22 protein-coding genes and 1 tRNA gene are annotated in these 22210 nt (G+C 70.3%); 6 read left to right on the top strand and 17 right to left on the bottom strand.

All coding sequences use genetic code 11. The features are described from left to right. Window positions 1-54: 54 nt before the first annotated feature. The 3 genes from efeB to ACYVHG_RS10135 form a co-directional block, all read right to left on the bottom strand. The gene (gene efeB, locus ACYVHG_RS10145; RefSeq protein WP_461167313.1) at window positions 55-1305 is read right to left on the bottom strand and encodes an iron uptake transporter deferrochelatase/peroxidase subunit; all 1251 of its coding nucleotides are present in this window, start codon (window positions 1303-1305) and stop codon (window positions 55-57) included. Then, complete coding sequence (gene efeU, locus ACYVHG_RS10140; protein ID WP_461167312.1) at window positions 1295-3364, bottom strand: iron uptake transporter permease EfeU; 2070 nt, start codon at window positions 3362-3364, stop codon at window positions 1295-1297. The genes efeB and efeU overlap by 11 nt, the downstream gene beginning before the upstream one ends. A gap of 66 nt (window positions 3365-3430) precedes the next feature. Beyond that, entirely contained in the window at window positions 3431-4306 is an 876-nt protein-coding gene (locus ACYVHG_RS10135; protein ID WP_461167311.1) for a DNA-formamidopyrimidine glycosylase family protein, read from the bottom strand. A 22-nt stretch (window positions 4307-4328) separates the two neighbouring features. Between ACYVHG_RS10135 and ACYVHG_RS10130 the strand changes: the two genes are divergently transcribed. Continuing rightward, window positions 4329-5081, top strand: coding sequence for a 3'(2'),5'-bisphosphate nucleotidase CysQ (locus ACYVHG_RS10130; protein WP_461167310.1), 753 nt, complete (start codon window positions 4329-4331; stop codon window positions 5079-5081). Window positions 5082-5202: 121 nt separating this feature from the next. Here ACYVHG_RS10130 and cobF read toward each other — a convergent pair whose 3' ends face one another. Both cobF and ACYVHG_RS10120 read right to left on the bottom strand, forming a co-directional pair. After that, a complete protein-coding gene (cobF, locus tag ACYVHG_RS10125) occupies window positions 5203-5976 on the bottom strand; it encodes a precorrin-6A synthase (deacetylating) (protein ID WP_461167309.1) in 774 nt (257 codons plus the stop codon). Further along, window positions 5973-6605 (bottom strand): TetR/AcrR family transcriptional regulator, encoded by a 633-nt coding sequence (locus tag ACYVHG_RS10120; RefSeq protein WP_461167308.1) that lies wholly within the window; start codon window positions 6603-6605, stop codon window positions 5973-5975. The genes cobF and ACYVHG_RS10120 overlap by 4 nt, the downstream gene beginning before the upstream one ends. Before the next feature lie 92 nt (window positions 6606-6697). Between ACYVHG_RS10120 and rnhA the strand changes: the two genes are divergently transcribed. Then, on the top strand, window positions 6698-7141 hold the full coding sequence (rnhA, locus tag ACYVHG_RS10115) for a ribonuclease HI (RefSeq protein WP_461167307.1): 444 nt from the start codon (window positions 6698-6700) through the stop codon (window positions 7139-7141). A 69-nt stretch (window positions 7142-7210) separates the two neighbouring features. After that, window positions 7211-7284, top strand: a tRNA-Arg gene (locus tag ACYVHG_RS10110). Between the two features lie 34 nt (window positions 7285-7318). Here ACYVHG_RS10110 and ACYVHG_RS10105 read toward each other — a convergent pair. The 5 genes from ACYVHG_RS10105 to ACYVHG_RS10085 all read right to left on the bottom strand — a co-directional run bounded on the left by ACYVHG_RS10105 (window position 7319) and on the right by ACYVHG_RS10085 (window position 11956). Further along, window positions 7319-8905, bottom strand: coding sequence for a VWA domain-containing protein (locus ACYVHG_RS10105; RefSeq protein ID WP_461167306.1), 1587 nt, complete (start codon window positions 8903-8905; stop codon window positions 7319-7321). Between the two features lie 21 nt (window positions 8906-8926). Next, on the bottom strand, window positions 8927-9196 hold the full coding sequence (locus tag ACYVHG_RS10100; protein ID WP_461167305.1) for an antitoxin: 270 nt from the start codon (window positions 9194-9196) through the stop codon (window positions 8927-8929). A 9-nt stretch (window positions 9197-9205) separates the two neighbouring features. Next, complete coding sequence (locus tag ACYVHG_RS10095) at window positions 9206-10291, bottom strand: MBL fold metallo-hydrolase (RefSeq protein WP_461167304.1); 1086 nt, start codon at window positions 10289-10291, stop codon at window positions 9206-9208. A gap of 10 nt (window positions 10292-10301) precedes the next feature. Beyond that, complete coding sequence (locus ACYVHG_RS10090; protein WP_461167303.1) at window positions 10302-11036, bottom strand: enoyl-CoA hydratase; 735 nt, start codon at window positions 11034-11036, stop codon at window positions 10302-10304. An 86-nt stretch (window positions 11037-11122) separates the two neighbouring features. Next, window positions 11123-11956 carry an aldo/keto reductase gene (locus ACYVHG_RS10085; RefSeq protein WP_461167302.1) on the bottom strand — a complete coding sequence of 278 codons (834 nt, stop codon included), beginning with the start codon at window positions 11954-11956 and terminating at the stop codon, window positions 11123-11125. 79 nt (window positions 11957-12035) lie between these two features. Between ACYVHG_RS10085 and ACYVHG_RS10080 the strand changes: the two genes are divergently transcribed. Then, window positions 12036-13550, top strand: a complete 1515-nt coding sequence (locus ACYVHG_RS10080) for a carboxyl transferase domain-containing protein (protein ID WP_461167301.1) — start codon at window positions 12036-12038, stop codon at window positions 13548-13550. Window positions 13551-13557: 7 nt separating this feature from the next. Here the strand turns inward: ACYVHG_RS10080 and ACYVHG_RS10075 are convergent, their stop codons facing one another. From ACYVHG_RS10075 to ACYVHG_RS10055, 5 genes are all read right to left on the bottom strand, one after another. After that, window positions 13558-14079: a DUF4333 domain-containing protein gene (locus ACYVHG_RS10075; RefSeq protein ID WP_461167300.1), complete on the bottom strand. Its 522-nt coding sequence runs from the start codon at window positions 14077-14079 to the stop codon at window positions 13558-13560. 93 nt (window positions 14080-14172) lie between these two features. Next, window positions 14173-15417, bottom strand: a complete 1245-nt coding sequence (locus ACYVHG_RS10070) for an Nramp family divalent metal transporter (protein ID WP_461167299.1) — start codon at window positions 15415-15417, stop codon at window positions 14173-14175. Window positions 15418-15590: 173 nt separating this feature from the next. Continuing rightward, complete coding sequence (locus ACYVHG_RS10065; RefSeq protein ID WP_461167298.1) at window positions 15591-15950, bottom strand: FKBP-type peptidyl-prolyl cis-trans isomerase; 360 nt, start codon at window positions 15948-15950, stop codon at window positions 15591-15593. Window positions 15951-16001: 51 nt separating this feature from the next. Beyond that, complete coding sequence (locus ACYVHG_RS10060) at window positions 16002-17294, bottom strand: citrate synthase (protein WP_461167297.1); 1293 nt, start codon at window positions 17292-17294, stop codon at window positions 16002-16004. Window positions 17295-17381: 87 nt separating this feature from the next. Beyond that, complete coding sequence (locus tag ACYVHG_RS10055; protein WP_461167296.1) at window positions 17382-18299, bottom strand: aldose 1-epimerase family protein; 918 nt, start codon at window positions 18297-18299, stop codon at window positions 17382-17384. A 96-nt stretch (window positions 18300-18395) separates the two neighbouring features. On the opposite strand from ACYVHG_RS10055, the gene ACYVHG_RS10050 reads away from it, so the two are divergent. Further along, complete coding sequence (locus ACYVHG_RS10050; RefSeq protein ID WP_461167295.1) at window positions 18396-19319, top strand: SDR family NAD(P)-dependent oxidoreductase; 924 nt, start codon at window positions 18396-18398, stop codon at window positions 19317-19319. Window positions 19320-19329: 10 nt separating this feature from the next. On the opposite strand, the gene pdxH is transcribed toward ACYVHG_RS10050, so the two are convergent. Together pdxH and ACYVHG_RS10040 are read right to left on the bottom strand one after the other, a co-directional pair. Further along, window positions 19330-19950 (bottom strand): pyridoxamine 5'-phosphate oxidase, encoded by a 621-nt coding sequence (gene pdxH, locus ACYVHG_RS10045; RefSeq protein ID WP_461167645.1) that lies wholly within the window; start codon window positions 19948-19950, stop codon window positions 19330-19332. Window positions 19951-20270: 320 nt separating this feature from the next. Continuing rightward, window positions 20271-20849 (bottom strand): hypothetical protein, encoded by a 579-nt coding sequence (locus ACYVHG_RS10040; RefSeq protein WP_461167294.1) that lies wholly within the window; start codon window positions 20847-20849, stop codon window positions 20271-20273. A gap of 257 nt (window positions 20850-21106) precedes the next feature. Here ACYVHG_RS10040 and ACYVHG_RS10035 point away from each other — a divergent pair, with 257 nt between their 5' ends. Then, window positions 21107-22210 carry a citrate synthase 2 gene (locus ACYVHG_RS10035; RefSeq protein WP_461167293.1) on the top strand — a complete coding sequence of 368 codons (1104 nt, stop codon included), beginning with the start codon at window positions 21107-21109 and terminating at the stop codon, window positions 22208-22210.

Genomic DNA, 22210 nt, shown 5'->3' with positions numbered 1-22210 from the left:
CCGGTCCGGACCGGATCAATCGCGGTGGTGCCCCGGAGCACGCCGGTGTGCGCGTCAGCTCAGCAGGCCACTGCCCAGGAAGTCCTGCCCATCGCGCACACCGGGCACCGCGAAGAAGTACCCGCCGCCGAACGGCGTCACGTAGTCGGTGAGCGGCTCGTCGATCAGCCGCTTCTGCACCTCCTCGAACTGCGCCTGCACATCCCGCTGGAAGCAGATGAAGACGTGCCCGCAGGCCATGTTGCCGTTCATGTCCAGGCCCAGGTCGTAGTTGTACGACCGCCGGACCATGCGCTGCCGCTCGGTCTTCTCCCCTTCCCGCGGATTCGCCAGCCGGATGTGCGAGTCCATCGGGATCACGTCACCCTCGGGGTCGCCGCTGTAATCCGGATCGTCGGTCTCGGCGGCACCATCGAGGGGGGCACCGGAATCACGGCGCCGGCCGAACATGCCCTCCTGCTCGGCGATCGAGACCCGGTCCCAGAACTCGACCATCATCCGGATCAGCCGCACCACCAGGTAGGTGCCGCCGATCGCCCACTGCGGCTCGTCCTCACGCACCCAGACCAGTTCCTGCGCCTGATCGTCGACCGGGTTGGCGGTGCCGTCCTTGAAGCCGAGCAGGTTGCGACCGGCACCGTCGGGCCGCGGCGGCGAGCCGTAGCCCTGCATCTTCCACCGCAACTGCATCGCGCCGCGGGTGTGCTTGGCGATGTCGCGCAACGCGTGGTGCACGGTATCGGGGTTGTTCGCACACAGCTGCAGGACCAGGTCGCCGTGCATCTGAGCCGGATCGGGCTGATCGTTCGGGAACACCGTCATCGGGGTGAGCCGCCGGGGCTTACGGTCGGCGAGCCCGAACCGGTCGTCGAACAGCGACGCCCCCACGCCGAACGTGACGGTCAGGCCGTCCGCCGGTACCTGCGGACCGAGCACCGCACTGTCCGACGGTGGCTTTCCCACGCCCAGATCCGCCGGGGTACCGCCCGCGGTGAGGAACCGCGAACGCTCGGTGATCGTACGCAGCAATCGCTCCAGGCCGGCCCGGTCCGGGGCGATCACGTCGAAGGCCGCGACCATCAGCGCGGGCTGCTTGTGCGACGGCGCCGGAGTGAGGATGCCGGACTGGTGCTCGCCCTCGAACGGGGAGCTCCCGCTCACCCCGAGCGCACCGTCCCCGGCGCGGGCGTCGCTGCGGGCACCTGCGGCGAGCACCCCGCCGACGGCCGCCACACCGACCGCACCGGCCGCCGTGCCCTGCAGGAACCGTCGCCGCCCCGTCCCGTTCTGATTCTCAGCGTTCATGCTTGGGGACCTCCAGGAGGTTGGGGACGGCCGAGAGGGTCTCCAGGGCCGCTCCGACGGTGCCGTTGATCTGCTGCCGCTGCGCCAGCGGCGGGGAGCCGTCTCCGCCGACCGGCGGGTACGAACCGTCGGGCCGCTTCACCGCGTCCAGCGCGGCGACCACCCGGTCCAATTCCCGGCGGGCGGTGGGCAGCAGGTCCGGTGCACGCGGGACCAGCAGCGGCTCCAGGATCCGCAGCACCGCGCGGGTGACCTCGACGTTCGCGGCGGTCGCGGCGTACCCGGCGTGCGCGCCCTGATCGCTGACCGCGGTGAGGTGATCGCGCAGCGCGTCCTCGAGGATCTCCTGCGCTCGCTTGGTGAGCGTCACCGGGTCACCGGCGATCTCGTCGGTGCGCAGATCCTGCCGGATCTTCTGCAGCCCCTCACGGGTCCGGTCGACCTGCGCGATCAGCGCGGACGCCGGCTCACCGCGGTACAGGCCGTGCTCGATCCGGCGGAGCCCGGAGAACTCGGGATCGGTGACGCCGCCGGCGAAACCGTCCGGCAGTCCGGCGACCGCGGTGCCAGCCGCTCCGAAGCTGTTGTACGAGGCGCCGACCCGCTCCCACGCGGTCATCGCACCCAGCCAGGCGCGACGGGCACCGTCGAGATCGCCGCCGGTGAGCGCGCCGCGGACCCGGACCAGGGCCCCGTCGACCTCGGGCAGCACGGTGAGCACGTAATCCTGGTAGGCGCTGTTGGCGGCGTCCAACTCGTCCTTGGTGACCCGGGCGACGGCCTTCGGCGCCTGCCCGGAGCCGCCGCTGACGGTGAACTCCGCCGAGCGGGTGGGCGCGCCACCGGCGAGGTAGCAGACGAACCGGTAGGTGCCGTCGCCCAGCGTCGCGGACAGGTCCGCGGTGGTCGCCGGCCCCAGGGTCTCGATCTCCCCGACCACGGCGTCGCCACCGTCGACCAGGGTGATCTCCCCGGACTTGCCGGACTTGTTGGTGACCGTGACCCGCTGCAGCCCCGGTCCGGCTCCGGTGAAGCCCTTGGCGCACTCGGCCTCGGTGACGGTGACCGCGCTCGCCGCCGGCGGCTTGGCCGGCAGAATTACGATGATCAGGCCCGCGACCAGCAGCGGGGCCAGCACCACGACCGCGGCCACCGGCAGGGTGCGGCGTCCGGCCAGGCGTGCGATCCGGGCCTGGAAACCGCGTGCACCGCCGGCGCTGTCCGAAGCGGGACCTCCACTCGACCCGGTCGGCGCCGGCGTGGTGCCGAGGAACGCGGCCAGCACGATCACCAGGTACGCCGACCACGCGAAGACCTGCAGCACCGTCATCTTCGGGGCGAGGTTGGTGATGCCGCCGATCAGCGCCACCCACCAGGAGTCGGTACTGATCACCGAGCTGAGGTCGAAGGCCGGCCAGGTGCGGCCGGGCAGCAGCCCCGCGTTCTGCAGGTCCCCCAGGCCGTAGGCGAGCACGCCCGCCGCGACCACGATCAGCAGCACCGCGGTGTAGCGGAAGAACCTGCCCAGGTCCAGGCGCAGGGCCTGCCGGTACAGCAGCGCGCAGATCCCGAACGCGACCGCCAGACCGAGCGCCGCGCCGATGGCCGGGCCCACCGCATCGCCCGAGGCGCGGGCCGCGGTCCACAGGAACAGCGTGGTCTCCAGGCCCTCGCGGGCGACGGCGAAGAAGGCCGTCAGCACCAGGGCACCCGCGCCGAGCGCGAGCGCGGTATCGACCTCACCGCGCAGGCTCTTCGACAACGACGCGGCGGTGCGGCGCATCCAGAAGATCATCATGGTCACCAGCAGCACGGCGAGCACGCTGAGCACCCCGGCCACCACCTCGCGGGCGGTGGCCGAGAGCTCGGAGGTGGTGAAGGTCAGGACCGCACCGAAGCTGAGCGAGAGCGAGGCCGCGCCGAGCGCACCCAACCACACCGGCATCCGGGAACCGCCGGACTTGGCGACCGCGGCCAGCAGGATGCTCACGATCAGGCCCGCTTCCAGGCCTTCGCGCAGTCCGATGAGGAAGTTCGGGACGGCGTCACCGATGTTCATGCCCTATAAGGTAAGGCACCCCTTCCGGCCGTTGAGCGGGTATCCCCAGGGTACGACCGTTGTCAGTTACTTCAGCAGCTTCGACATCCGGCGGTCCGCGAGCACCTTCCCACCGGTCTGACAGCCCGCGCAGTACTGGAACGAGCGGTCCGCGAAGGACACCTCCCGGACGGTGTCACCGCAGACCGGGCACGGGCTGCCGGTGCGCGCGTGCACCTTCATCCCGGACCGCTTCTCGGCCTTGAGCGTCGCCACGTGCTGCCCCGTCGAGCGGGCCACCGCGTCCAGCAGTTCCGAGCGCATGGCCCGATAGAGGTTCTCCACCTGGGCGTCGTCGAGCGAGCGCGCGGTGGCGAAGGGCGAGAGCCGCGCGGTGTGCAGGATCTCGTCCGAGTAGGCGTTGCCGATCCCGGCGATCGTGCGCTGGTCCCGCAGCAGCGTCTTGAGCTGCCCCCGGGACCCGGCGAGGATCGCGCCGAACTGCTCGCGGGTCACCTCCAGGGCGTCCGGGCCCAGGGTCGCGACCATCTCGATCTCCGACGGTTCCCCCACGATCCACACCGCGAGCCGCTTCTGGGTACCCGCCTCGGTGAGATCGAATCCCTCCCCCTCCGGACCGACGTGCACCCGCAGCGCGATCGGCGATTTCCCGCCGGGTTTCAGCGGGGTGGGCGCGAGCTTGTCGGACCAGCGCAGCCACCCCGCGCGGGACAGGTGCACGACCAGGGCGAGCGCGGCACCGTCGGGCCGCTGTGCGTCGACGACGAGGTACTTCCCGATCCGGCGGGTCCCGGTGACGGTGGCTCCGACCAGGTCTTGCGGGCCGGGCGCGTAGGTCTTGAGCACCGACAGTGCGGCCACGTCGACCCGGCGGATCCGCGTGCCGACGGCCTTGCCGCCGACGTAGTCCGCGATCGCGGCGATCTCGGGAAGCTCCGGCATGGCTCCAATCTAGTGTGGGGACATGACCTTCTTCGGCCGTTCCGACCGCGGCGATCTGTCCGACATCGAGCTCGCGGCCGAGATCGCCGACGGGGCCGGCCGCATCCTGCAGGCCATCCGGCACGGATCCCTGCTCGAGGACGGGGTGTTGGGCGACACCGGCGACCGGCTGGCGCAGGCGTGGATCGCGCGGGTGCTGCGCCGGCACCGTCCACACGATGCGGTGCTCTCCGAGGAGGCACCGGATTCCGCGGAGCGGTTGACCGCGGAACGGGTGTGGGTGATCGACCCGCTGGACGGAACCCGGGACTACGCCGCGCACCGCCGCGACTACGCGGTGCACGTGGCACTGACCGAGGGCGGTCAGCCGGTGCACAGTGCGGTGTCGGTGCCTGCGATGGGGCGGGTCTTCCGATCCGACACGGTGACCGCACCGAGCGGCCCGTTCACCGGCAACCTGGCGCTCTCGCGCAGCCGGGCCACGCCGGGGATGTTCCGGGTGGCCGAGTCCCTGGGACTGCAGCCGGTCTCGTTGGGGTCGGCGGGGGTCAAGACCATGGCCGTGGTGACCGGTCAGGTCGATGTGTACCTCCATGCCGGCGGGCAGTACGAGTGGGACTCGTGCGCACCGGTGGGGGTGGCGCGGGCCGCGGGCCTGCACTGCAGCCGGCTCGACGGCAGCGAGCTCACCTACAACAATCCGGACCCGTACCTGCCGGATCTGGTGATCTGCCGTCCGGAGCTGGCCGAGAAGGTCCTCGCCGCCCTGGCCTGACTCCCGGTGATACCCGGGGGATCCGCACGAATGTCGGCCTATACGGCGCTCGCTGTTTCCGACCTGGGCTTTCGCCGTCGCCGCGCCGTTGAGACCGACGTTCGTGCGGGAACCGGGACTATCAGGGGCGGCGGAGGAGGTAGGTGTCCATGATCCAGCCGTGGCGCTCGCGGGCCTGCGCGCGGGTGCGCTCGATAAGCTCACCCACCTCACCGACCGGGCCCTCGATCAGGATCTCGTCGGGTGTGCCCAGGTAGGCACCCCAGTAGATGTGGTCGGTGGGTTCGGCCGTGCGGCGGAAGGTGCAATCGGCGTCGAGCATGACCACGGTGTTGCCCCCCGTTCCGGCGGAGAACCCGTCCTCGCCCAGGCGCCGGCCGGTGGTGATGTGGACCGGCTCGCCGACCCGATTGAGCAGGATCGCGTGTGCCGCGGTCAGTGCCTGCACGCTGGTGATTCCCGGGATCACCCGGGGAACGATCGGCACCGTCGCGGCCACCCGTTCGATCACCCGCAGGGTGGAGTCGTAGAGCGACGGGTCGCCCCACACCAGGAATCCGGCGCTGCCACCTTCCGGGACGTGTTCGGCGATCGCTGCTGCCACCGCTGCCGCACGGGCCTCGTGCCAGGCGTCGACATTGGCGGCGTAGACGGTGCCGGGGCGGCTGTCACCGCGCTCGGCGGAACGGTCCCGCGGCGGATCGGGCACCAGCACCACCCGGGTCCCCGGCGCGTACCTGTCGATGATCTCCTGCCGGACACCGGTCAGTGAGGTGGCACTCGCCTTGTCCAGGATGAACACGGCATCCGCGCCGCGCATGGCTTCCACGGCAGCCATGGTCACGTGCCCCGGGTCGCCCGCTCCGATCCCGATGAGCAGGGCGGTGCGGCTCACGCGGGGTTCTCGATCGGCTCGCTGTACATGTGCAGCGTGGCAGTGAGCAGGTCGATGCGGTTCTGTTTGAGCGTCTCGCTGGTGGGGTCGATGACGCAGTACGAGGCGGTGCCCTCGTGCACCGCGAGCAGCGCATAGCCCAGCGCCTCGGGTGCGGTGACCCGGCGGCCGGCGGCCTCGAGCACGTGCATCACCGTGGGCAGCATGTTGGCCAGCAGCATCTGCTGGGCGTCGCGGACGGTCTGGTTCAGCTCGGGCGTGCGGGTGCACAGGGCCACGAAATCACCGTTGACCCGCTGCCAGCGTTCATTGACCGGGATCGACCGGACCGCCATCTCGATCAGCTTGTCGAAATCGGCGCCGCGCACCACGTGCGCTTCCACCACCTTGGCCATCACGTCCATGATCCACTCCACGTGGAACCGCCAGACCGCGATGAACAGCTCCTCGAGGCTGGTGAAGTTGGAGTAGAAGGCGCCCCGGGTGAAACCGGCCGCCTCGCACACCATCTTCACCGTGGTCGAACCGTAGCCGTGCTGCGCGAACACCAGGTACGCGGCCCGGATCAGCCGCCGGCGGGTCCGCGCGCGGCCCTTGGCATCGTCGGTGGGCTGCAGCGCCGCGGTCACCGGACCCACCTGGGACAGATCTCGCAGCGCTGTGTCATCGGCTCAGTGTACCCGTCGGTAGGTCCGGCCCGACACGGCTAGGATGGCTCCCCGTGGCGGACGAGATCGTGATCTACACCGACGGTGCGTGCCTGGGCAACCCCGGACCGGGCGGCTGGGGCGCGGTGCTGCGGTTCGGCGACCATCAGAAGGAGCTCTACGGCGCCGAGAAGGACACCACCAACAACCGCATGGAGTTGATGGGCGCGATCTCGGCGCTGGAGGCCATCACCAAGCCGTACCCGGTGATCCTCTACACCGACAGTTCGTACGTGAAGAACGGCATCACCAAGTGGATCGCCGGCTGGAAACGCAACGGCTGGAAGACCGCCGCCAAGCAGCCGGTGAAGAACGCCGAGCTGTGGCAGCGCCTGGAGAAGGCGGCCGCGACCTACGAGATCGACTGGCGCTGGGTCAAGGGGCACGCCGGAAACGAGGGCAACGAGCTGGCCGATCAGTTGGCCTCCCGCGGCGCGGCCGAAGCCCGCGACTCCTAGCCGGTCTCGACGGTGTCGGCGGCCGGATGTACCGTCCCGCCGTCCGCGCCGTTAGACTCGTCCCCGCACGCCCCCGTAGCTCAGTCGGATAGAGCGGATCTCTCCTAAAGATCAGGCCGCAGGTTCGATTCCTGTCGGGGGCACTTCCGCGGGCCGGGCGCTCCGGCGCCCTGCCGGCTACTTGGCCCGCTTCGCGATCGCGCTCACGAAATCGGTGAGCATCTGCTCCTCCGTCTCCGCGGACTGCGCGGTACCACCGGTGGCGTCCGCGATCGCCTTGAGCGCGGGCAGGTCGGCGTCCTTACTGATGCCGACGGTGTGGATGTTCACCGGCCGGGCCGGATCCACCAGCTTCTTGAGCTCACCCACCAACTGCGCCAGCGTGGTGCCGCCGTTCTTCTCGTTCCCGCCATCGGTGAGCAGGATCAGCGAGTTCGAGTAGGCGGGGTCGAAGTCGGCGATGGCCTGCCGGTACGCGGCCAGGGTGCTGTCGTACAGCCCGGTGCCGCCACCGACCTTCCCGGCCAGCGAGCTCACCCCGTCGAGCAGGGCCTGACGCTGCGGCTTGCCGCCGCGGTCGCTGCTCAGCGGCGCGGTGGGCACCACCTCGGTCCAGTCCTTCGCGGTGCCGGTGCCCAGGGCGAAGGTCCACAGTCCGACGGCGTTCGCGTCCGGGATCTTGGTGACCACCTTGGTGAAGCCGGAGGTCAGCATCCCGATCCGGGTGGTGGAGCCGACCTTCTCGTCCATCGACCCTGAGGTGTCCACCAGCACCAGCGCCTTGAGCGGTACGGCCAGGGTGCTGTACTCCTGCTCGGCGCGCCCGAGCTTCGCGGCATCCGGTTCGGGAAGTGCGGTCACCGCCCCGACGCCGCCGTCCGGGGCCGGGGTCAGGTCGGTGCCGCGCAGGCCCTCGCGGGCCAACAGTTGCTTGCCGTCGGCGGAACGGAAGGCCTCGGCGAGCCGGCGCTGGGCGTCCTCCGCGGCGGAGCGGCGGGCACCACCGGCGGTGACGGCCAGCAGCACCTGATCGCGGGCCGCACCGGTCTTGGGCACCGTCGCGGTCACGGGCACCCCGTTGTTGGACTTCTTCGCTGCCAGGTAGGCGTATTCGGGGACCACCACCACGCCGCCCTCCCCGGCGGCGGAGATCACCGGGTCACCGGTGAGGCGCTTCGCGGCCTGCGCGTACTGGGCGAGGGCGCTGGTCAGGGCTTGACCGTCGGCCCCCGGACGGGCCGCCTCGGAGACCCCGGCCACCACGGGCGCCGAGGAGTAGGTGGAATCGGCCCGGGCGGCGCGGATCGAACCCTGGGTCAGGGCCTGCAGCCAACTCTCGGGCTGGCCGATCGCGGCGCCGGCCAGCACGATCGGCGACGCGGCGACGTCGGTGGCCGGTAGTTCCCGGCCGAGTTGGGCGGCCACACCGGAGACTCTGGTCTTCGACGGTGCGAGCCACAGATCGGGGGCCTCGCCCCCGGCGAGCCGTCCCGCGGTCTCCGAATCCGGGGCCTCGGTCACGGCGTAGGTGGTGCACCGATCCGACGCCGCCTCGGCCTGCGCGCGCAGGGCCGGGGCCAGCGCCGGATCGGTCAACACGGTGAAGCTCCGGGTGCTGTCACACTGCTGGACTCTCCCGCCGACGATGGCGAGTACGGCCGCCACCAGGACCGCGATCAGACCGATGCCGAGCAGGATGCGGGCGAGGTTGCGGCCACGCCGACCTCCCGCGGCCGGTTCGCCCGGCGCGTAGTGACGACCCATGAGTGCAGTAGGGTACCCGACCTACTGCGGCTGATCCGGATTCTGGCCCTGCTGCGGCTGCTCGGGGGCCTGCTCGGGTGCCGGTGCCTGGCCCTGCTCGGGCGCCGGGCCCTGCTCGCCGGGCTGGCCCTGCTGGCCGGTGAACTTCTGGGCGGCGTCCTTCGCCTTGCCGATCTGGTCGGCGTACTTGCCGCCGGTCTTGTCGTTGACGAAGTCTCCGGCCTTGTCCAGCATGCCGGGGTTCTTGCCGAGCGCGTCTTTGGCCTTGTTCACGATGTCGTTGAAGTTCATGAGCCAAGGCTAGCCGAGTTCGGCCCACCAGGCGCTGTGACCTGAGGGCCGGTCACCGTCGACCCGGCCGCCGGGCATCGGCACCACGACGGTGACCGACTGCTCCTGCGCGGCTGCGAGCAGCCGCGCGACCGGTTCGGACCAATCGTGGAAGGCCAAGTTGAAGGTGGCCCAGTGCACCGGAATCAGCGGCGCATCCGGTGCGGCGAGCATCTTGTGGATCTCGACCGCCTCCTCAGGGTTGGTGTGCACATCCGGCCACAGCGGGTCGTAGGCGCCGATCGGGAGGAGGGTCAGATCGAACGGACCGAAGTGATCGGCGATCAGCTTGAACCGTTCGGTGAACCCGGTGTCGCCGCCGAAGAACACCCGGTGCCTCGGACCGATCAGCGACCAGGACGCCCACTGCGTGGTGTTGCGGGTCAGGCCGCGGCCGGAGAAGTGCCGGGCCTCGGTGCACACCACCTTCAGGGCGGTGTCGCCGCGGCGCAGCAGGTGCGACTGGTCCCAGTCGAGTTCGACGATGCGGTGCTCGGGAACGCCCCAGGCGCGCAGGTGCCGGCCCACCCCGATCGGCACGCAGAAGGGCACGTCCCGTTCACGGGTGAGCTCCTCGATGGTGGGCAGATCGAGGTGGTCGTAGTGGTCGTGGCTGATGATCACCGCGTCGACCGGCGGTAGCGCGCTGAGCGCCACCGGGACCGGGTGCAGACGGGCCGGGCCGATGGTGCGCGAGGGCGAGACCCGCTCTCCCCACACCGGGTCGGCGAGGATCCGGAAACCGTCGACCTCGATCAGGACCGATGAATGCCCGTACCAGGTGGCGGCCAGGTCTGAGGGCTGCGCCGGCACCGGTTCGGCGACCAGCGGGATCGGGCCGGACGGGCGGCCCCGGCCGTGCCGGGCGCGCCCGATCACTCCCCGGGCGATCTTGCCCGCGTCGAACCGCTCGTGCGGGCTGTCGGGGTCGGTGTTGGTGTAGACGGTGTCGGCGCGGGCACCCATGGATCGCCGCACGCCGCGTCCGGCGCGCAGCAGCGAGACCGCGGCCGCTCCCCCGAGACCGCCGGCGGCGAGCGCGGCCGCCGTCGTCACCCGCCCCACGTCAGCGTCCCTGGAAACGGGGCTCGCGCTTCTCGACCCGCGCCATCAACGCCTCCTTCAGATCCTCGGAGTCCCACACCGCGTGCAGCCGGGCCTCCTCGGCCTCGGTCAGCGGCTCCTGGGCGACGTCCGTCTTGAACAGCGCCTTGTAGTTCTGCAGGGACAGCGGCGCGAGGGCGGCGATGCCCCGGGCGAACTCCAGCGCGGCCTCCCGGTCGCCGACGGCGTTCGCGAAGCCGAGCTCGGCGAGCTTGTCGGCTCCGATCCGCTGCACCGCCATCAGCACACCGCGGGCGTGGCCACCGCCGATCAGGTCCTCCAGCCGGCGCAGCGTCCACTTGTCGATGGTCACGCCCAGCGAGGCCGCCGGAATCCCGATGACGGTGCTCGGGTCCACCACCCGTAGGTCGGCGACCATGGCCATCTGCACACCGGCGCCGTAGGCGGGACCGTTGAGCGCCGCGACCACGATCTGCGGCATCGACTCCACGCGGCGGTAGAACCGGATGACCCGCTCCATGAAGCCCTTGTCGAGCACCGCACCCGAGCGCAGGTCGGCGCCGGCGCAGAACACCGTGCCCTGACCGGTGAGCACGATGACGAAGGCACCGTCGGCCTCGGCCCGATCGAAGGCGGCCTCGAGTCCGTCCATGATCTCCGGATTGAGGGCGTTCCGCGCTTCGGGGCGCTGGAACTCGATGATGGCGACCTTGTCCTCGAGGTTGTATCCGATCATGAATCGCAATCTACGCCAACGGCGACGGCTGAGCGCACCGACCGGCGCACAGGTCCGCCGAGAACGGGCGCCCGGGCAGCGGGCGGTCAGCGCAGGTTGAACTCGGCCGGGTCCGGGCCGATGCGGCCACCGTCGATCGCGCTGATCCGGCGCATCTGCTCCCCGGTCAGCTCGAAGCCGAAGACGTCGAAGTTCTCCGCGATCCGCGCCGGGGTCACCGACTTCGGGATGACCACGTTGCCCAGCTGCAGGTGCCAGCGCAGCACGGCCTGCGCCGGCGTGACGCCGTGCTCGGCGGCGACCTCGGCGATCACCGGGTCGGTCAGCGACTGCCCCTGCCCGAGCGGGGACCACGCCTCGGTGACGATGCCGTGCTCGGCGTGGAAGGCGCGCAGCTCGTCCTGCGGCAGTCCCGGGTGCAGTTCGATCTGATTGACCGCGGGCACGGTGCCGGTCTCGTCGATCACCCGGCGCAGGTCCTCGACGCGGAAGTTGCTGACTCCGATCGCCCGGGCCCGGCCCTCGTCCCGGATCCGCTCGAAGGCCTTGAAGGTGTCGATGTAGCGGTCGTACTCGGGCACCGGCCAGTGGATCAGGTACAGGTCCAGGTAGTCGGTGCCGAGCCGGTCCAGGGAGGCGTCGACGGCGCGCAGCGTCTCGTCGAAGCCCTGATCGGAGTTCCACAGCTTGGTGGTGAGGAAGATCTGCTCGCGGGGCAGTCCGCTCTCGGCGATCGCCCGTCCGGTGCCGGGTTCGTTCTGGTAGACCGCGGCGGTGTCGATGCTGCGGTAACCGACGCGCAGGGCCTCGGCGACGGCCCGGTGGGCGTCGGCGTCGGGGACCTGCCAGACGCCGAAGCCGAGCGCCGGGATGGCGGTTCCGGAATGCAGGGGTACGGAAGGAACGCTGGGAGCAGTCACATCCGGGTGCAACACCGTCGTGCTGGCGGGTGTTCCCGAGGAGCCCTGTTCCCGGTGGCCGGGTGGCTAATCTGGTGCCATGCCGATCACCGCGCAGGACCTCATCGATGCGATCCTCGACCGCGGTACCTTCACCGGCTGGGACGGCCCGCTGGTGGACGCCGTGACCGCGGCGGACGACGAGTACGCGCAGACGCTCTCCCGGGCGCGGGAGCGCTCGCACCACGACGAGGCGGTGTTCACCGGTGAGGGCCGGATCCGGGGCCAGCGGATCGCGGTGATCGCGTGCGACTACGCCTTCCTCGGCGGATCGATCGGGGTGGCGGCGGCGGAGCGGATCGTGGCGGCGGTGGAGCGGGCGACGGCACTGCGGTTGCCGCTGCTGGCCACCCCCACCTCGGGCGGCACCCGGATGCAGGAGGGCACCGTCGCCTTCCTGCAGATGGTCAAGATCTCGGCGGCGATCACCCTGCACAAGAAGTCCGGTCTGCCGTACCTGGTGTACCTGCGCAATCCGACCATGGGCGGGGTGTTCGCCTCGTGGGGGTCGCTCGGGCACGTGACCATCGCCGAGCCGGGTGCCCGGATCGGTTTCCTGGGGCCACGGGTGCATCAGGCGCTGCACGGTGAGCCCTTCCCGGACGGGGTGCAGACCGCGGAGAACCTGTTCGCGCACGGCCTGATCGACGGGGTGGTGCCGCTGCGTTTCGTGCGGCTGCTCGCGCACCGCGCGCTGCGGGTGCTGGCCGGCACCAAGGACGCCGACCCGCTGGCGCCGCACCTGGGGATGCGGGAGGAGCTCAGCACCGTCGACGACGGTGCGAGCGCGTGGGATTCGGTGCGGATCAGCCGGGAGACGGGCCGGCCCGGGGTGCGGGCGCTGCTGCGGCACGCGGCCACCGACCGGTTGCCGCTGTCCGGCACCGGTGAGGGTGAGATCGACCATGCGCTGCTGCTGTCGCTGGCCCGGGTGCAGGGCTATCCGTGCGTGGTGGTCGGGCAGGACACCACCCGCACCGAGGGGCGGCCCTCGCCGCTGCTCGGTCCGGCTGCGCTGCGGCTGGCTCGGCGCGGGATGCGGCTGGCGGAGGAGTTGGACCTGCCGCTGGTGCTGGTGATCGACACCTGGGGTTCGGCCTTGTCCCCGGAGGCGGAGGAGGGCGGCCTGGCCGGGGAGATCGCGCGCAGCCTCTCCGATCTGGTGACGCTGCGGGTCCCGACGGTGTCGGTGCTGTTGGGGCAGGGTTCGGGCGGCGGTGCGCTGGCCATGCTCCCGGCCGACCGGGTGCTCTGCGCGCAGCACGCGTGGCTGGCTCCGCTGCCGCCGGAGGGCGCCAGTGCGGTGTTGTATCACGATGTGGAGCACGCGGCGGAGCTGGCGCAGCGGCAGCGGATCCGGGCGGCGGATCTGTTCGAGGACGGCATCGTCGACCGGGTGATCCCGGAACGCCCGAACGCGGCCGACGAGCCGACGGACTTCTCCCGGCGGGTGGGGTTGGCGGTGAGCGCAGCGCTGGCGGAACTGACGCTGATCCCGGATTCGATCCGGATCAGCCGGCGGCTCGATCGCTACCGGTTCCTGGGCACGCGCTGACACTCGCTCAGTCCACGACGGTGGCGCCCCACTGCACCCGCGAGTCGTCGACGGTGGTCACCTTCACGGTGACGTGATGGATGACCCCGCGGGAGAGCAGGGTGCAGCTCTGGGTGGCGGCGACGGTCCCCTCCAGCGGTCCGGCGCAGGTGACCTTCTCGACCGGCCGCTGCTGCGCGAGTGCTTCGCGGGTGTGTCGTTCGAGTTCGTCGACGGTGACCCGGGGACCGGCCTGCGGCTCCCCCGCCACGGTCGAGTTCCAGCGGATGCCGCCGTCGCCGACGTCGGTGACCCGCAGGTTCACCCGGAACCGTTCACCGGCACGGGTGAGAGTGCACGACTGCGTGGCACCGACCCGCGCGGTGAGTCCTCCGTCGCAGGTCAGAGAATCCGACGGGGCGGCGGATACCTGTGCGAGGGTGCCGGATTCAACGGCGCCGCGGGAAACCTCGGAGGGGGCCAGGAGGTTCCAGCCGACGGCGGCGAGCAGCGCGAGGACGCCGACCACGATCAGTACACGCGCTCGCATTGCCTTTACTACCTCCGCGGATGATCTCCGCTGTGGAGATGATTTAGTTGTCTAGATTAAATCACAGCGGGGGTGAGGTGAACCCCCCTCACGTCACCCCGCGAACGTCAGGTAGATCAGCGCGACATTGAGGGTCACGATCAGGGCGGCGGCCCCGCCGGACGCCCAGCGCAGCAACGGGCCGTCGGTGAAACCACCCATCAGGGCACGGTCGGAGGTGTACCGGCGCAGCGGCAGCAGCGCGAACGGGATACCGAAGCTGAGCACCACCTGCGAGACGATCAGCGCCTCGGTCGGCGGGATACCGACGGCGAGCACCGCCAGCGCCGGGATCATGGTGACCACGCGCCGCACCAGCACCGGGATCCGGCGATGGAGCAGGCCCGCCATGATCGCGCCGCCCGCGTAGCTGCCCACCGCGGTGGAGGCGAGACCGGAGGCGAGCAGGCCCACTGCGAATAGGCCGGCGACGACGGGCCCCAGCGCATCGGCCACGGCGGCGTGCGCGCCCTCGATGGAATCGGTGCCCTCGCGCCCGTACAGGCTGGTTGCGGCCAGCACCAACAGGGCGATGTTCACCGCTCCGGCGATGATCAGGGCGAGCACCACGTCGACCCGGGTGATCTTGAGCAGCCGATGGGCGCGCTCGCCGGCACCCTCCGCGGGCGGGGTGCCGTGCCGGTCGATCACCAGGGTGGAGTGCAGGTAGATCGCGTGCGGCATGACCGTGGCGCCCAGCATGGACGCGGCCAGCAGCACCGTCTCAGTGCCCTGCAGGCGCGGAACCAGGCCGCCCAGGAAGGCGCCGCCGTCCGGTGGGGCGATGATCAGCCCGGCCAGGAAGCCGACGACGATCACCGCCAGCAGGCCGATCACGACCAGTTCGAAACGGTACTGGCGGCGTCCGTCGGCGAGGGTGAGCAGTACCGTCGAGATCACGCCCACGATCAGCCCGCCCCACACCAGGGGCACCCCGAACAGCAGGTTCAGCGCCAGTGCTCCACCGATGATCTCGGCGAGGTCGGTCGCGGCGGCCACGATCTCGGCCTGCCCCCAGAAGGCGACTCGGGAACGCTTGGGCAGGCGCTCGCCGAGCACCTGCGGCAGGGAGCGGCCGGTGACCACACCGAGCTTCGCGGACTGGTACTGGATCATCACGGCCATCACGTTCGCCAGCACCAGCACCCAGACCAGCAGGTATCCGTACTTGGCGCCGGCGGTGACGTTCGCCGCCACGTTCCCCGGGTCCACGTAGGCGATCGCGGCCACGAAGGCGGGCCCGAGCAGCATCAGGGCACGCAGTTCTTTCGGGCTCTGCGCCCGCGTCTGTGTCAGCACCGGACTAGGTTATTCAAATAATATTCTTCGGTCAACCGAAACTCTGCGGTCGGCAAGGCGCGAGAGCGACCATCGTCAGACCGGAGACGACGAAGGCCCCGCGCCGTTCGTCACCGGATGGTGCGAACGATGCGGGGCCCTGATCGATCAGGGGCTGAGCCGCCCGGCGGCGGCTACTTGACGCCGAGCAGGTCGATCACGAAGACGAGGGTCTTACCGGACAGGCGGTGACCGCCGCCGGCCGGACCGTAGGCCAGCGAGGGCGGGCAGATCAGCTGCCGGCGACCGCCGACCTTCATGCCCGGGATGCCCTCCTGCCAGCCCGCGATCAGGCTGCGCAGCGGGAAGTTGATCGACTCGCCACGGCTCCACGAGGAGTCGAACTCCTCGCCGCTGTCGAACTCGACGCCCAGGTAGTGCACGTCGACGGTGCTACCGGGCTGCGCCTCGGCACCGTCGCCGACGACGATGTCCTTGATGACGAGCTCGGTGGGCGCGGGGCCCTCGATGAACTCGATCTCCGGCTTGGTCATTGACACTCCTTTGATCAGGCGGTGCAGGTTGTCGCGACGGATCGGCGGCATCTATGCACCGGGGTAGTCACGGGCGGTGTAGCCCGTGTAGATCTGCTGCGGGCGGCCGATCTTGGTGGTCGGATCCTGGTGCATCTCGCGCCAGTGAGCGATCCAGCCGGGCAGTCGGCCGAGAGCGAAGAGCACCGTGAACATGCGCGTCGGGAAGCCCATCGCGCGGTAGATCAGACCGGTGTAGAAGTCCACGTTCGGGTACAGCTTGCGCTCGATGAAGTAGTCGTCGTGCAGCGCGACGTCCTCCAGACCCTTCGCGATGTCGAGCAGTTCGTCGGAAACGCCGAGCAGCTCGAAGATGCGGTCCGCGGTCTGCTTCACGATGGCCGCGCGCGGGTCGTAGTTCTTGTAGACGCGATGCCCGAAGCCCATGAGCTTCACGCCGTCTTCCTTGTTCTTGACCTTGTTCATGAAGGCCGTGGTGTCGCCACCGGAGGCCTTGATGTCGTCGAGCATCTCCAGCACGGCCTGGTTGGCGCCGCCGTGCAGCGGGCCCCACAGGGCGTTGATGCCACCCGAGATCGAGGTGAACAGGTTCGCGTTCGACGAGCCGACCAGGCGCACCGTCGACGTCGAGCAGTTCTGCTCGTGATCGGCGTGCAGGATGAGCAGCATGTCGAGCGCCTTGACGATCTCCGGATCGACCTCGTAGGGCTCGGCCGGGAAACCGAAGGTCATCCGCAGGAAGTTCTCCACCAGGCTCAGCGAGTTGTCCGGGTAGAGGAAGGGCTGGCCCACCGACTTCTTGTAGGCGTAGGCACAGATGGTGGGGAACTTCGCCAGCAGGCGGATGGTGGACAGCTCGACCTGCGCCGGATCGTTGTGGTCGAGCGAGTCCGGGTAGTACGCAGAGAGCGCGTTGACCGCCGACGAGACCACCGGCATCGGGTGCGCGTTGCGCGGGAAGCCGTTGAAGAACAGCTTCAGATCCTCGTGCAGCAGAGTGTGCCGCTGGATCTTCGCGGTGAACTCGGCGAGCTGCTCCGGAGTGGGCAGTTCGCCGTGGATCAGCAGGTAGCTGACCTCGATGAAGGTGGACTTCTCGGCGAGCTGCTCGATCGGGTACCCGCGGTAGCGCAGGATGCCCTGCGCACCGTCGATGTAGGTGATCGCCGACTTGCACGAGGCGGTGTTGACGAAGCCGTTGTCGAACGTGCTGTAGCCCGACTGTGCGAGGAACTTACCGAGTGCGATGCCGTCCGCACCCTCGGTCGCCTGAACCGTCGGCAGCTCGATCTGGCCGCCGGGGTAGGCGACCGTAGCGTTCCCGGTGTTGTCATCGGTGGACAATGTTCGTATCCCCTCGCTGTAGTCGGCGGATAAAAGCTACCTGGCTAGAACCTAGCGGTATCGCGGTTCATCGCGAAAACGAGGGTCTCACCTGATACCCCAGTCGCAGGCCCACACACCGCCGGGTGGTATCCGTGCCACGTCCGTGCCGGTGTGCAGAGCATTGCCCGGACCGGACATCGGCTCCACCGCCAGCGCCCTACCCAGGCCGTCCGGCCCGGTACCGCGGCCGGGGAAGCCCTTGCCGAGGTCCGGATCGGCGATGAAGACCTGCACCCAGGGCAACTGCGGTCCGGTCCACAGCAGCACCTCGCCGTCCGGGTCACCGTCCGTGCGCATCACGTACTTCCCGGCGGTGGCGGTCAGCGGGTGGTCGATGGTCACACCCGCGAGCGGGCGCGGCGTGCGGAAGTCGTAGTCCGTGCCGTCGACGGAGCGCAGCGGGCCGTCCGGCAACAGCCGCTCACTCAGTGGCTGCCACTGCTGCGCACCGAGTTCGAGGGTGCAGTCGTCGACCGGGGCCTCGCCGACCCGCAGGTAGGTGTGGAAGCCCACGACGAAGGGCAGGTCGTCGGTGCCGCGGTTGTGCGCCTCGAACCGGCAGGTCAGCCCGTCTCCGTCGACGCTGTAGCGGATCCGCAGGTGCAGCGCGAAGGGCCAGCCGGGCGCCTGCGGCACGTCCAGGACCAGGGTGACGGCGTCGCCGGCGGTCTCCACGTCGTCCCAGTCGAGCTTGCGGACCAGGCCGTGGTCGGCGGTACCGGTGACCTCACCGGTGACCTCCAGGCGATGGATCCGCCCGTCCCAGGTGTAGAGGCCGTCCTCGGTACGGCCGGGCCAGGGCGCCAGAACGACGCCTGCCGAGAGCGGCGGCTTATGGCCCAGCGGCCACTCCTCGGTGAGCCGGACACCGTCGCGGCGCAGGCCCCGCAGCGCCGCCCCGGTGCGCGCGATCTCGGCGACGTACCTGGCGGCCGCGATGGTGAATCCCGGTTGCACCGTCATGGACGGTCATCCTACGGCGGCACGCGGCCGCTCGCCCTCCTACGGTGGAGGGCGCAGCGCACGACGGCGGACGGCGCCGACCGGACAGGAGTGGACATGAGCTGGACCGAGAACGACGTACCCGCACAGCACGGACGGGTCGCGGTGGTCACCGGCGCGAACACCGGCCTGGGCTTCGAGACCGCCCGCGTGCTCGCGAGCAAGGGCGCCGAGGTGGTGCTCGCGGTCCGCGACACCGGTAAGGGCGAGCAGGCCGCCCGGCGGATCACCGCCGCCACCCCGGGGGCGACGGTGCGGGTGCAGCACCTGGACCTGGGCTCACTGGACTCGGTGCGCACCGCCGCAGAGGAACTGCGGGCCGGCACCGACCGGATCGACCTGCTGGTCAACAACGCCGGGGTGATGTATCCGCCGAAGCAGAGCACCGCCGACGGGTTCGAGTTGCAGTTCGGCACCAATCATCTGGGGCACTTCGCGTGGACCGCGCAGGTGCTGGACCTCCTGCTCGGGGTCCCCGGTTCCCGGGTCGTGACGGTGGCCTCGATCGCGCACGACATCCGCGCCGCGATCCACTTCGACGATCTGCAGTGGGAGCGCTCGTACGACCGGGTGGCGGCGTACGGGCAGTCGAAGCTGGCGAACCTGATGTTCCACTACGAGTTGTCCCGGCGGCTGCAGTCCCGCGGCGCGGCCGGCGCCGACGGTGCCACGGTCGCCGTCGCCGCCCATCCGGGGATCGCCGATACCGAACTGGTGCGGCACCTGCCGAAGGTCCTGCAGAAGGCGCAGGTCGTGGCACCCATGTTCTCGCACGACGCGCAGCACGGCGCCCTGCCGCAGGTGCGCGCGGCGACCGATCCCGGAGTGCTCGGCGGGCAGTACTACGGCCCCGACGGGCGCGGTGAGCGCCGGGGCGCCCCGCGGGTGGTCACCTCCAGCGAACAGTCCTACGACCTCGCTGCGCAGCAGCGCCTGTGGTCGGTCTCCGAGGAACTCACCGGAGTGCGCTTCCCCGTGTGATCGGCCCGGCTCACGGTTGCAGGCGGACCGGGGTGTAGTCGGGGGCGCACACCCGCACCCGGTTGTGCACCCGGTTCTCCCTGCCCTGCCAGAACTCGACCGCCTCGGGCGCGATGCGGAAACCGCCCCACTGCGGGGGCACCGGAACGTCCACGCCGTCGAACCGGGCCTCGGCCTCGGCAAAGCGCTGCGCCATCGCGGCGCGGCCGGCCACCGGGTGGGACTGGTCGCTGGCCCACGCGCCGAGTTGTGAGCCGCGGGGTCGCTGCGCCCAGTACGCGGCGGTCTCGTCCGCGGAGACTCTGCTGACCGACCCGCGCACGTGCACCTGCCGGTGGATCGCGATCCACGGGAAGGTCACCGCGGCCACCGGGTTGGCCGCGAGCGCCCGCGCCTTGTCGGAGCCGTAATTGGTGTAGAACTCCACGCCGCGCTCGTCGAGGCCCTTGCACAACACCGTGCGGGTCGACGGGGCTCCATCGGCGTCGACGGTGGCCAGGACCATCGCGTTGGGCTCCGGCGCACCCGCGGCGACGGCCGCGTCGAACCAGTCGCGCCACAGCGCCACCCAACCACGGGCCAGATCCTCGGGGCCGAGGTCGGAGGGGTCACCGTCGTACTTCTCACGCATCGCGGTCAGGTCCACAGGCCCGAGATTACTCACCGGCACCGGCGTCCCGGCCGCTATCCGGTCCAGCACCGCGGCGAGCCCGGACGACGCGGCGGCGTAGGTGCACCCCCTGCTCGGTGAATTCGATCAGACTGCTGCGCCGATCCCGGGGGTCGGGGATCGGCGGTGTTCGCACGGTCACGGCGACCGGTTCGGCGACCTGCGTGTTCGACGTCAGCCTGCCGAACGGCGATGTGCTGGTTGCGGACAGTTCGGCGCTGGTGTCGAACGGAGCTCGGGGCGCGGTATCAGTGACGAAGGCGAGCTGCCACCGCAGGGCGTCACGGAAGCGGCCACTCCCAAGCACGCCCGTCGTACGTCCGAACCTGAATGCGGTGAGCCGATGCAGGCACAGCGAAAACGATGTCTCCGCGAGCCTTCTGGCCGACCGCGACCGGATCGTAGAACGGGCCCGGCTTGTAGCCGGGGCACCATGTGGCGACCTCCGCCTTCGTGGTGTACCCGTCGGCTCCGAGGGCGTACCAGTTCTCCGACGTTACCTCGTGTCCTGGGTTGAGGTTCTCGTTCGGGTACTCGCGGGGCTTCATCCCCTGCACATCGAGTGATACCCGCACGAGGCGGGTATCACCCTTCTGTGATCCTGCACCGCAGGCGCTCGGGTTCACGTTCTCGACCGCAGTCACCACGAATCGGGTCATACACGAATCGGGGCTGCTGCCCGTGCACCCGTAGGCCGCCGAAGCGCCGACCGCCTTCTGAATCGTCCGCGGAGCGCTACCTGCCGCGGACGTACTACTGGGCGGAGAACTCGGCGCGGTGGATATGCCTGCGCCTCCGCAGCCTGCTGCGAATGCACCCACGGCCAGCACTGCTGCCGCCGCTTCGACCTTGGTTTTCATTCGGCGATCGTATGTCTGACCTGGGCATCTCGCACCACCATCGGCGTCCTGCGTCCGTTCTCACCACACCTCCCCCGACTCCCCTACTCCGGATCGCCGCGATCACCGGACTCTTACTGGTCTGCGCAAGCCGCCTGGGCGAATTCGGCCTGATCGCGTTCTACCTGCAGTTCCTCGCCCTCGGCCTGCTGGTAGGCGTGGAGTTCGTGCGGGTCGACGCTCGTCACCCGCCGAAGTGGAGAACTAGAGTTCTGGCCATGACTGACATTCCGGGCGGCCTGGAGGGCGTCGTCGCCCTGTCGACTGAGATCGCCGAGCCGGACCGGTCCGGCTCGGTGCTGCGCTACCGCGGTGTCGACGTGGCCGATCTGGTGCGCAACAACGTCACCTACGCCGAGGTCTGGGGCCTGCTGGTGGACGGCGAGTTCGGCAATCCCCTGCCGGCCGCCGAACCCTTCCCGCTGCCCATCCACAGTGGCGACGTGCGGGTCGACGCGCAGGCCGGGCTGGCCATGCTGGGGCCGCTGTGGGGATTCGAGCCACTGCTCGACATCGACGACGCCACCGCCCGGGAGAACCTGGCCCGCGCCTCGGTGATGACGCTGAGCTTCGTCGCGCAGTCGGCCCGCGGGCTGGAACTGCCGGCCGTCCCGCAGCGCATCATCGACCGCTCCCCCACGGTCACGCACCGGTTCATGACCCGCTGGCACGGCGAACCCGACCCCGATCACGTGCGGGCGATGGACGCCTACTTCGTGACCGCCGCCGAGCACGGGCTCAACACCTCCACACTCACCGCGCGGGTGATCGCCTCCACCGGCGCGGACGTCTCGACGGCGCTGTCCGGCGCGGTCGGCGCCCTCTCCGGTCCGCTGCACGGCGGCGCCCCGCCCCGCGTGATCCCCATGCTCGACGAGGTCGAACGCACCGACGACCCGCGCGGCGTGGCCACCGCACGGCTCGACCGCGGCGAGAAGCTCATGGGCTTCGGTCACCGCATCTACCGCGCCGAGGACCCACGGGCCGGGGTCCTGCGCACCGTCGCCCGGGAGGTCGGGGCGCCGCGTTACGAGGCCGCAGCGGCACTCGAACGCGAGGCGAACGCGATCTTCGCCGAACGCCGGCCGGATCGGACCATCTCGACCAACGTCGAGTTCTGGGCGGCGGTGATCCTGGACTACGCCGGCGTGCCGGTGCGGATGATGCCCGCCATGTTCACCTGTGCCCGCACAGCGGGGTGGTGCGCCCACATCCTGGAACAGAAACGGACGAACAAGCTCATCCGGCCGTCCGCCCGGTACACCGGTCCGGCTGCGCGGCAGCCCGAGGACGTGCCCGGTTGGGACACCATTAGGCTCTAA

Source organism: Tsukamurella serpentis, from assembly GCF_054780975.1.
This window is presented reverse-complemented; position numbering and strand designations above follow the sequence as displayed.

Bases quoted from the DNA above. Each gene is read 5' to 3' on its own strand.
- efeB (WP_461167313.1), bottom strand. From the start codon at position 1,305: ATGAACGCTGAGAATCAGAACGGGACGGGGCGGCGACGGTTCCTGCAG.
- pdxH (WP_461167645.1), bottom strand. From the start codon at position 19,950: ATGCGTGAGAAGTACGACGGTGACCCCTCCGACCTCGGCCCCGAGGAT.
- ACYVHG_RS10065 (WP_461167298.1), bottom strand. From the start codon at position 15,950: ATGACCAAGCCGGAGATCGAGTTCATCGAGGGCCCCGCGCCCACCGAG.
- ACYVHG_RS10135 (WP_461167311.1), bottom strand. From the start codon at position 4,306: ATGCCGGAGCTTCCCGAGATCGCCGCGATCGCGGACTACGTCGGCGGC.
- ACYVHG_RS10090 (WP_461167303.1), bottom strand. From the start codon at position 11,036: ATGATCGGATACAACCTCGAGGACAAGGTCGCCATCATCGAGTTCCAG.
- ACYVHG_RS10035 (WP_461167293.1), top strand. From the start codon at position 21,107: ATGACTGACATTCCGGGCGGCCTGGAGGGCGTCGTCGCCCTGTCGACT.
- ACYVHG_RS10130 (WP_461167310.1), top strand. From the start codon at position 4,329: ATGACCTTCTTCGGCCGTTCCGACCGCGGCGATCTGTCCGACATCGAG.
- ACYVHG_RS10100 (WP_461167305.1), bottom strand. From the start codon at position 9,196: ATGAACTTCAACGACATCGTGAACAAGGCCAAAGACGCGCTCGGCAAG.
- ACYVHG_RS10055 (WP_461167296.1), bottom strand. From the start codon at position 18,299: ATGACGGTGCAACCGGGATTCACCATCGCGGCCGCCAGGTACGTCGCC.
- ACYVHG_RS10105 (WP_461167306.1), bottom strand. From the start codon at position 8,905: ATGGGTCGTCACTACGCGCCGGGCGAACCGGCCGCGGGAGGTCGGCGT.
- ACYVHG_RS10050 (WP_461167295.1), top strand. From the start codon at position 18,396: ATGAGCTGGACCGAGAACGACGTACCCGCACAGCACGGACGGGTCGCG.
- ACYVHG_RS10040 (WP_461167294.1), bottom strand. From the start codon at position 20,849: ATGAAAACCAAGGTCGAAGCGGCGGCAGCAGTGCTGGCCGTGGGTGCA.
- ACYVHG_RS10075 (WP_461167300.1), bottom strand. From the start codon at position 14,079: ATGCGAGCGCGTGTACTGATCGTGGTCGGCGTCCTCGCGCTGCTCGCC.
- efeU (WP_461167312.1), bottom strand. From the start codon at position 3,364: ATGAACATCGGTGACGCCGTCCCGAACTTCCTCATCGGACTGCGCGAA.
- ACYVHG_RS10080 (WP_461167301.1), top strand. From the start codon at position 12,036: ATGCCGATCACCGCGCAGGACCTCATCGATGCGATCCTCGACCGCGGT.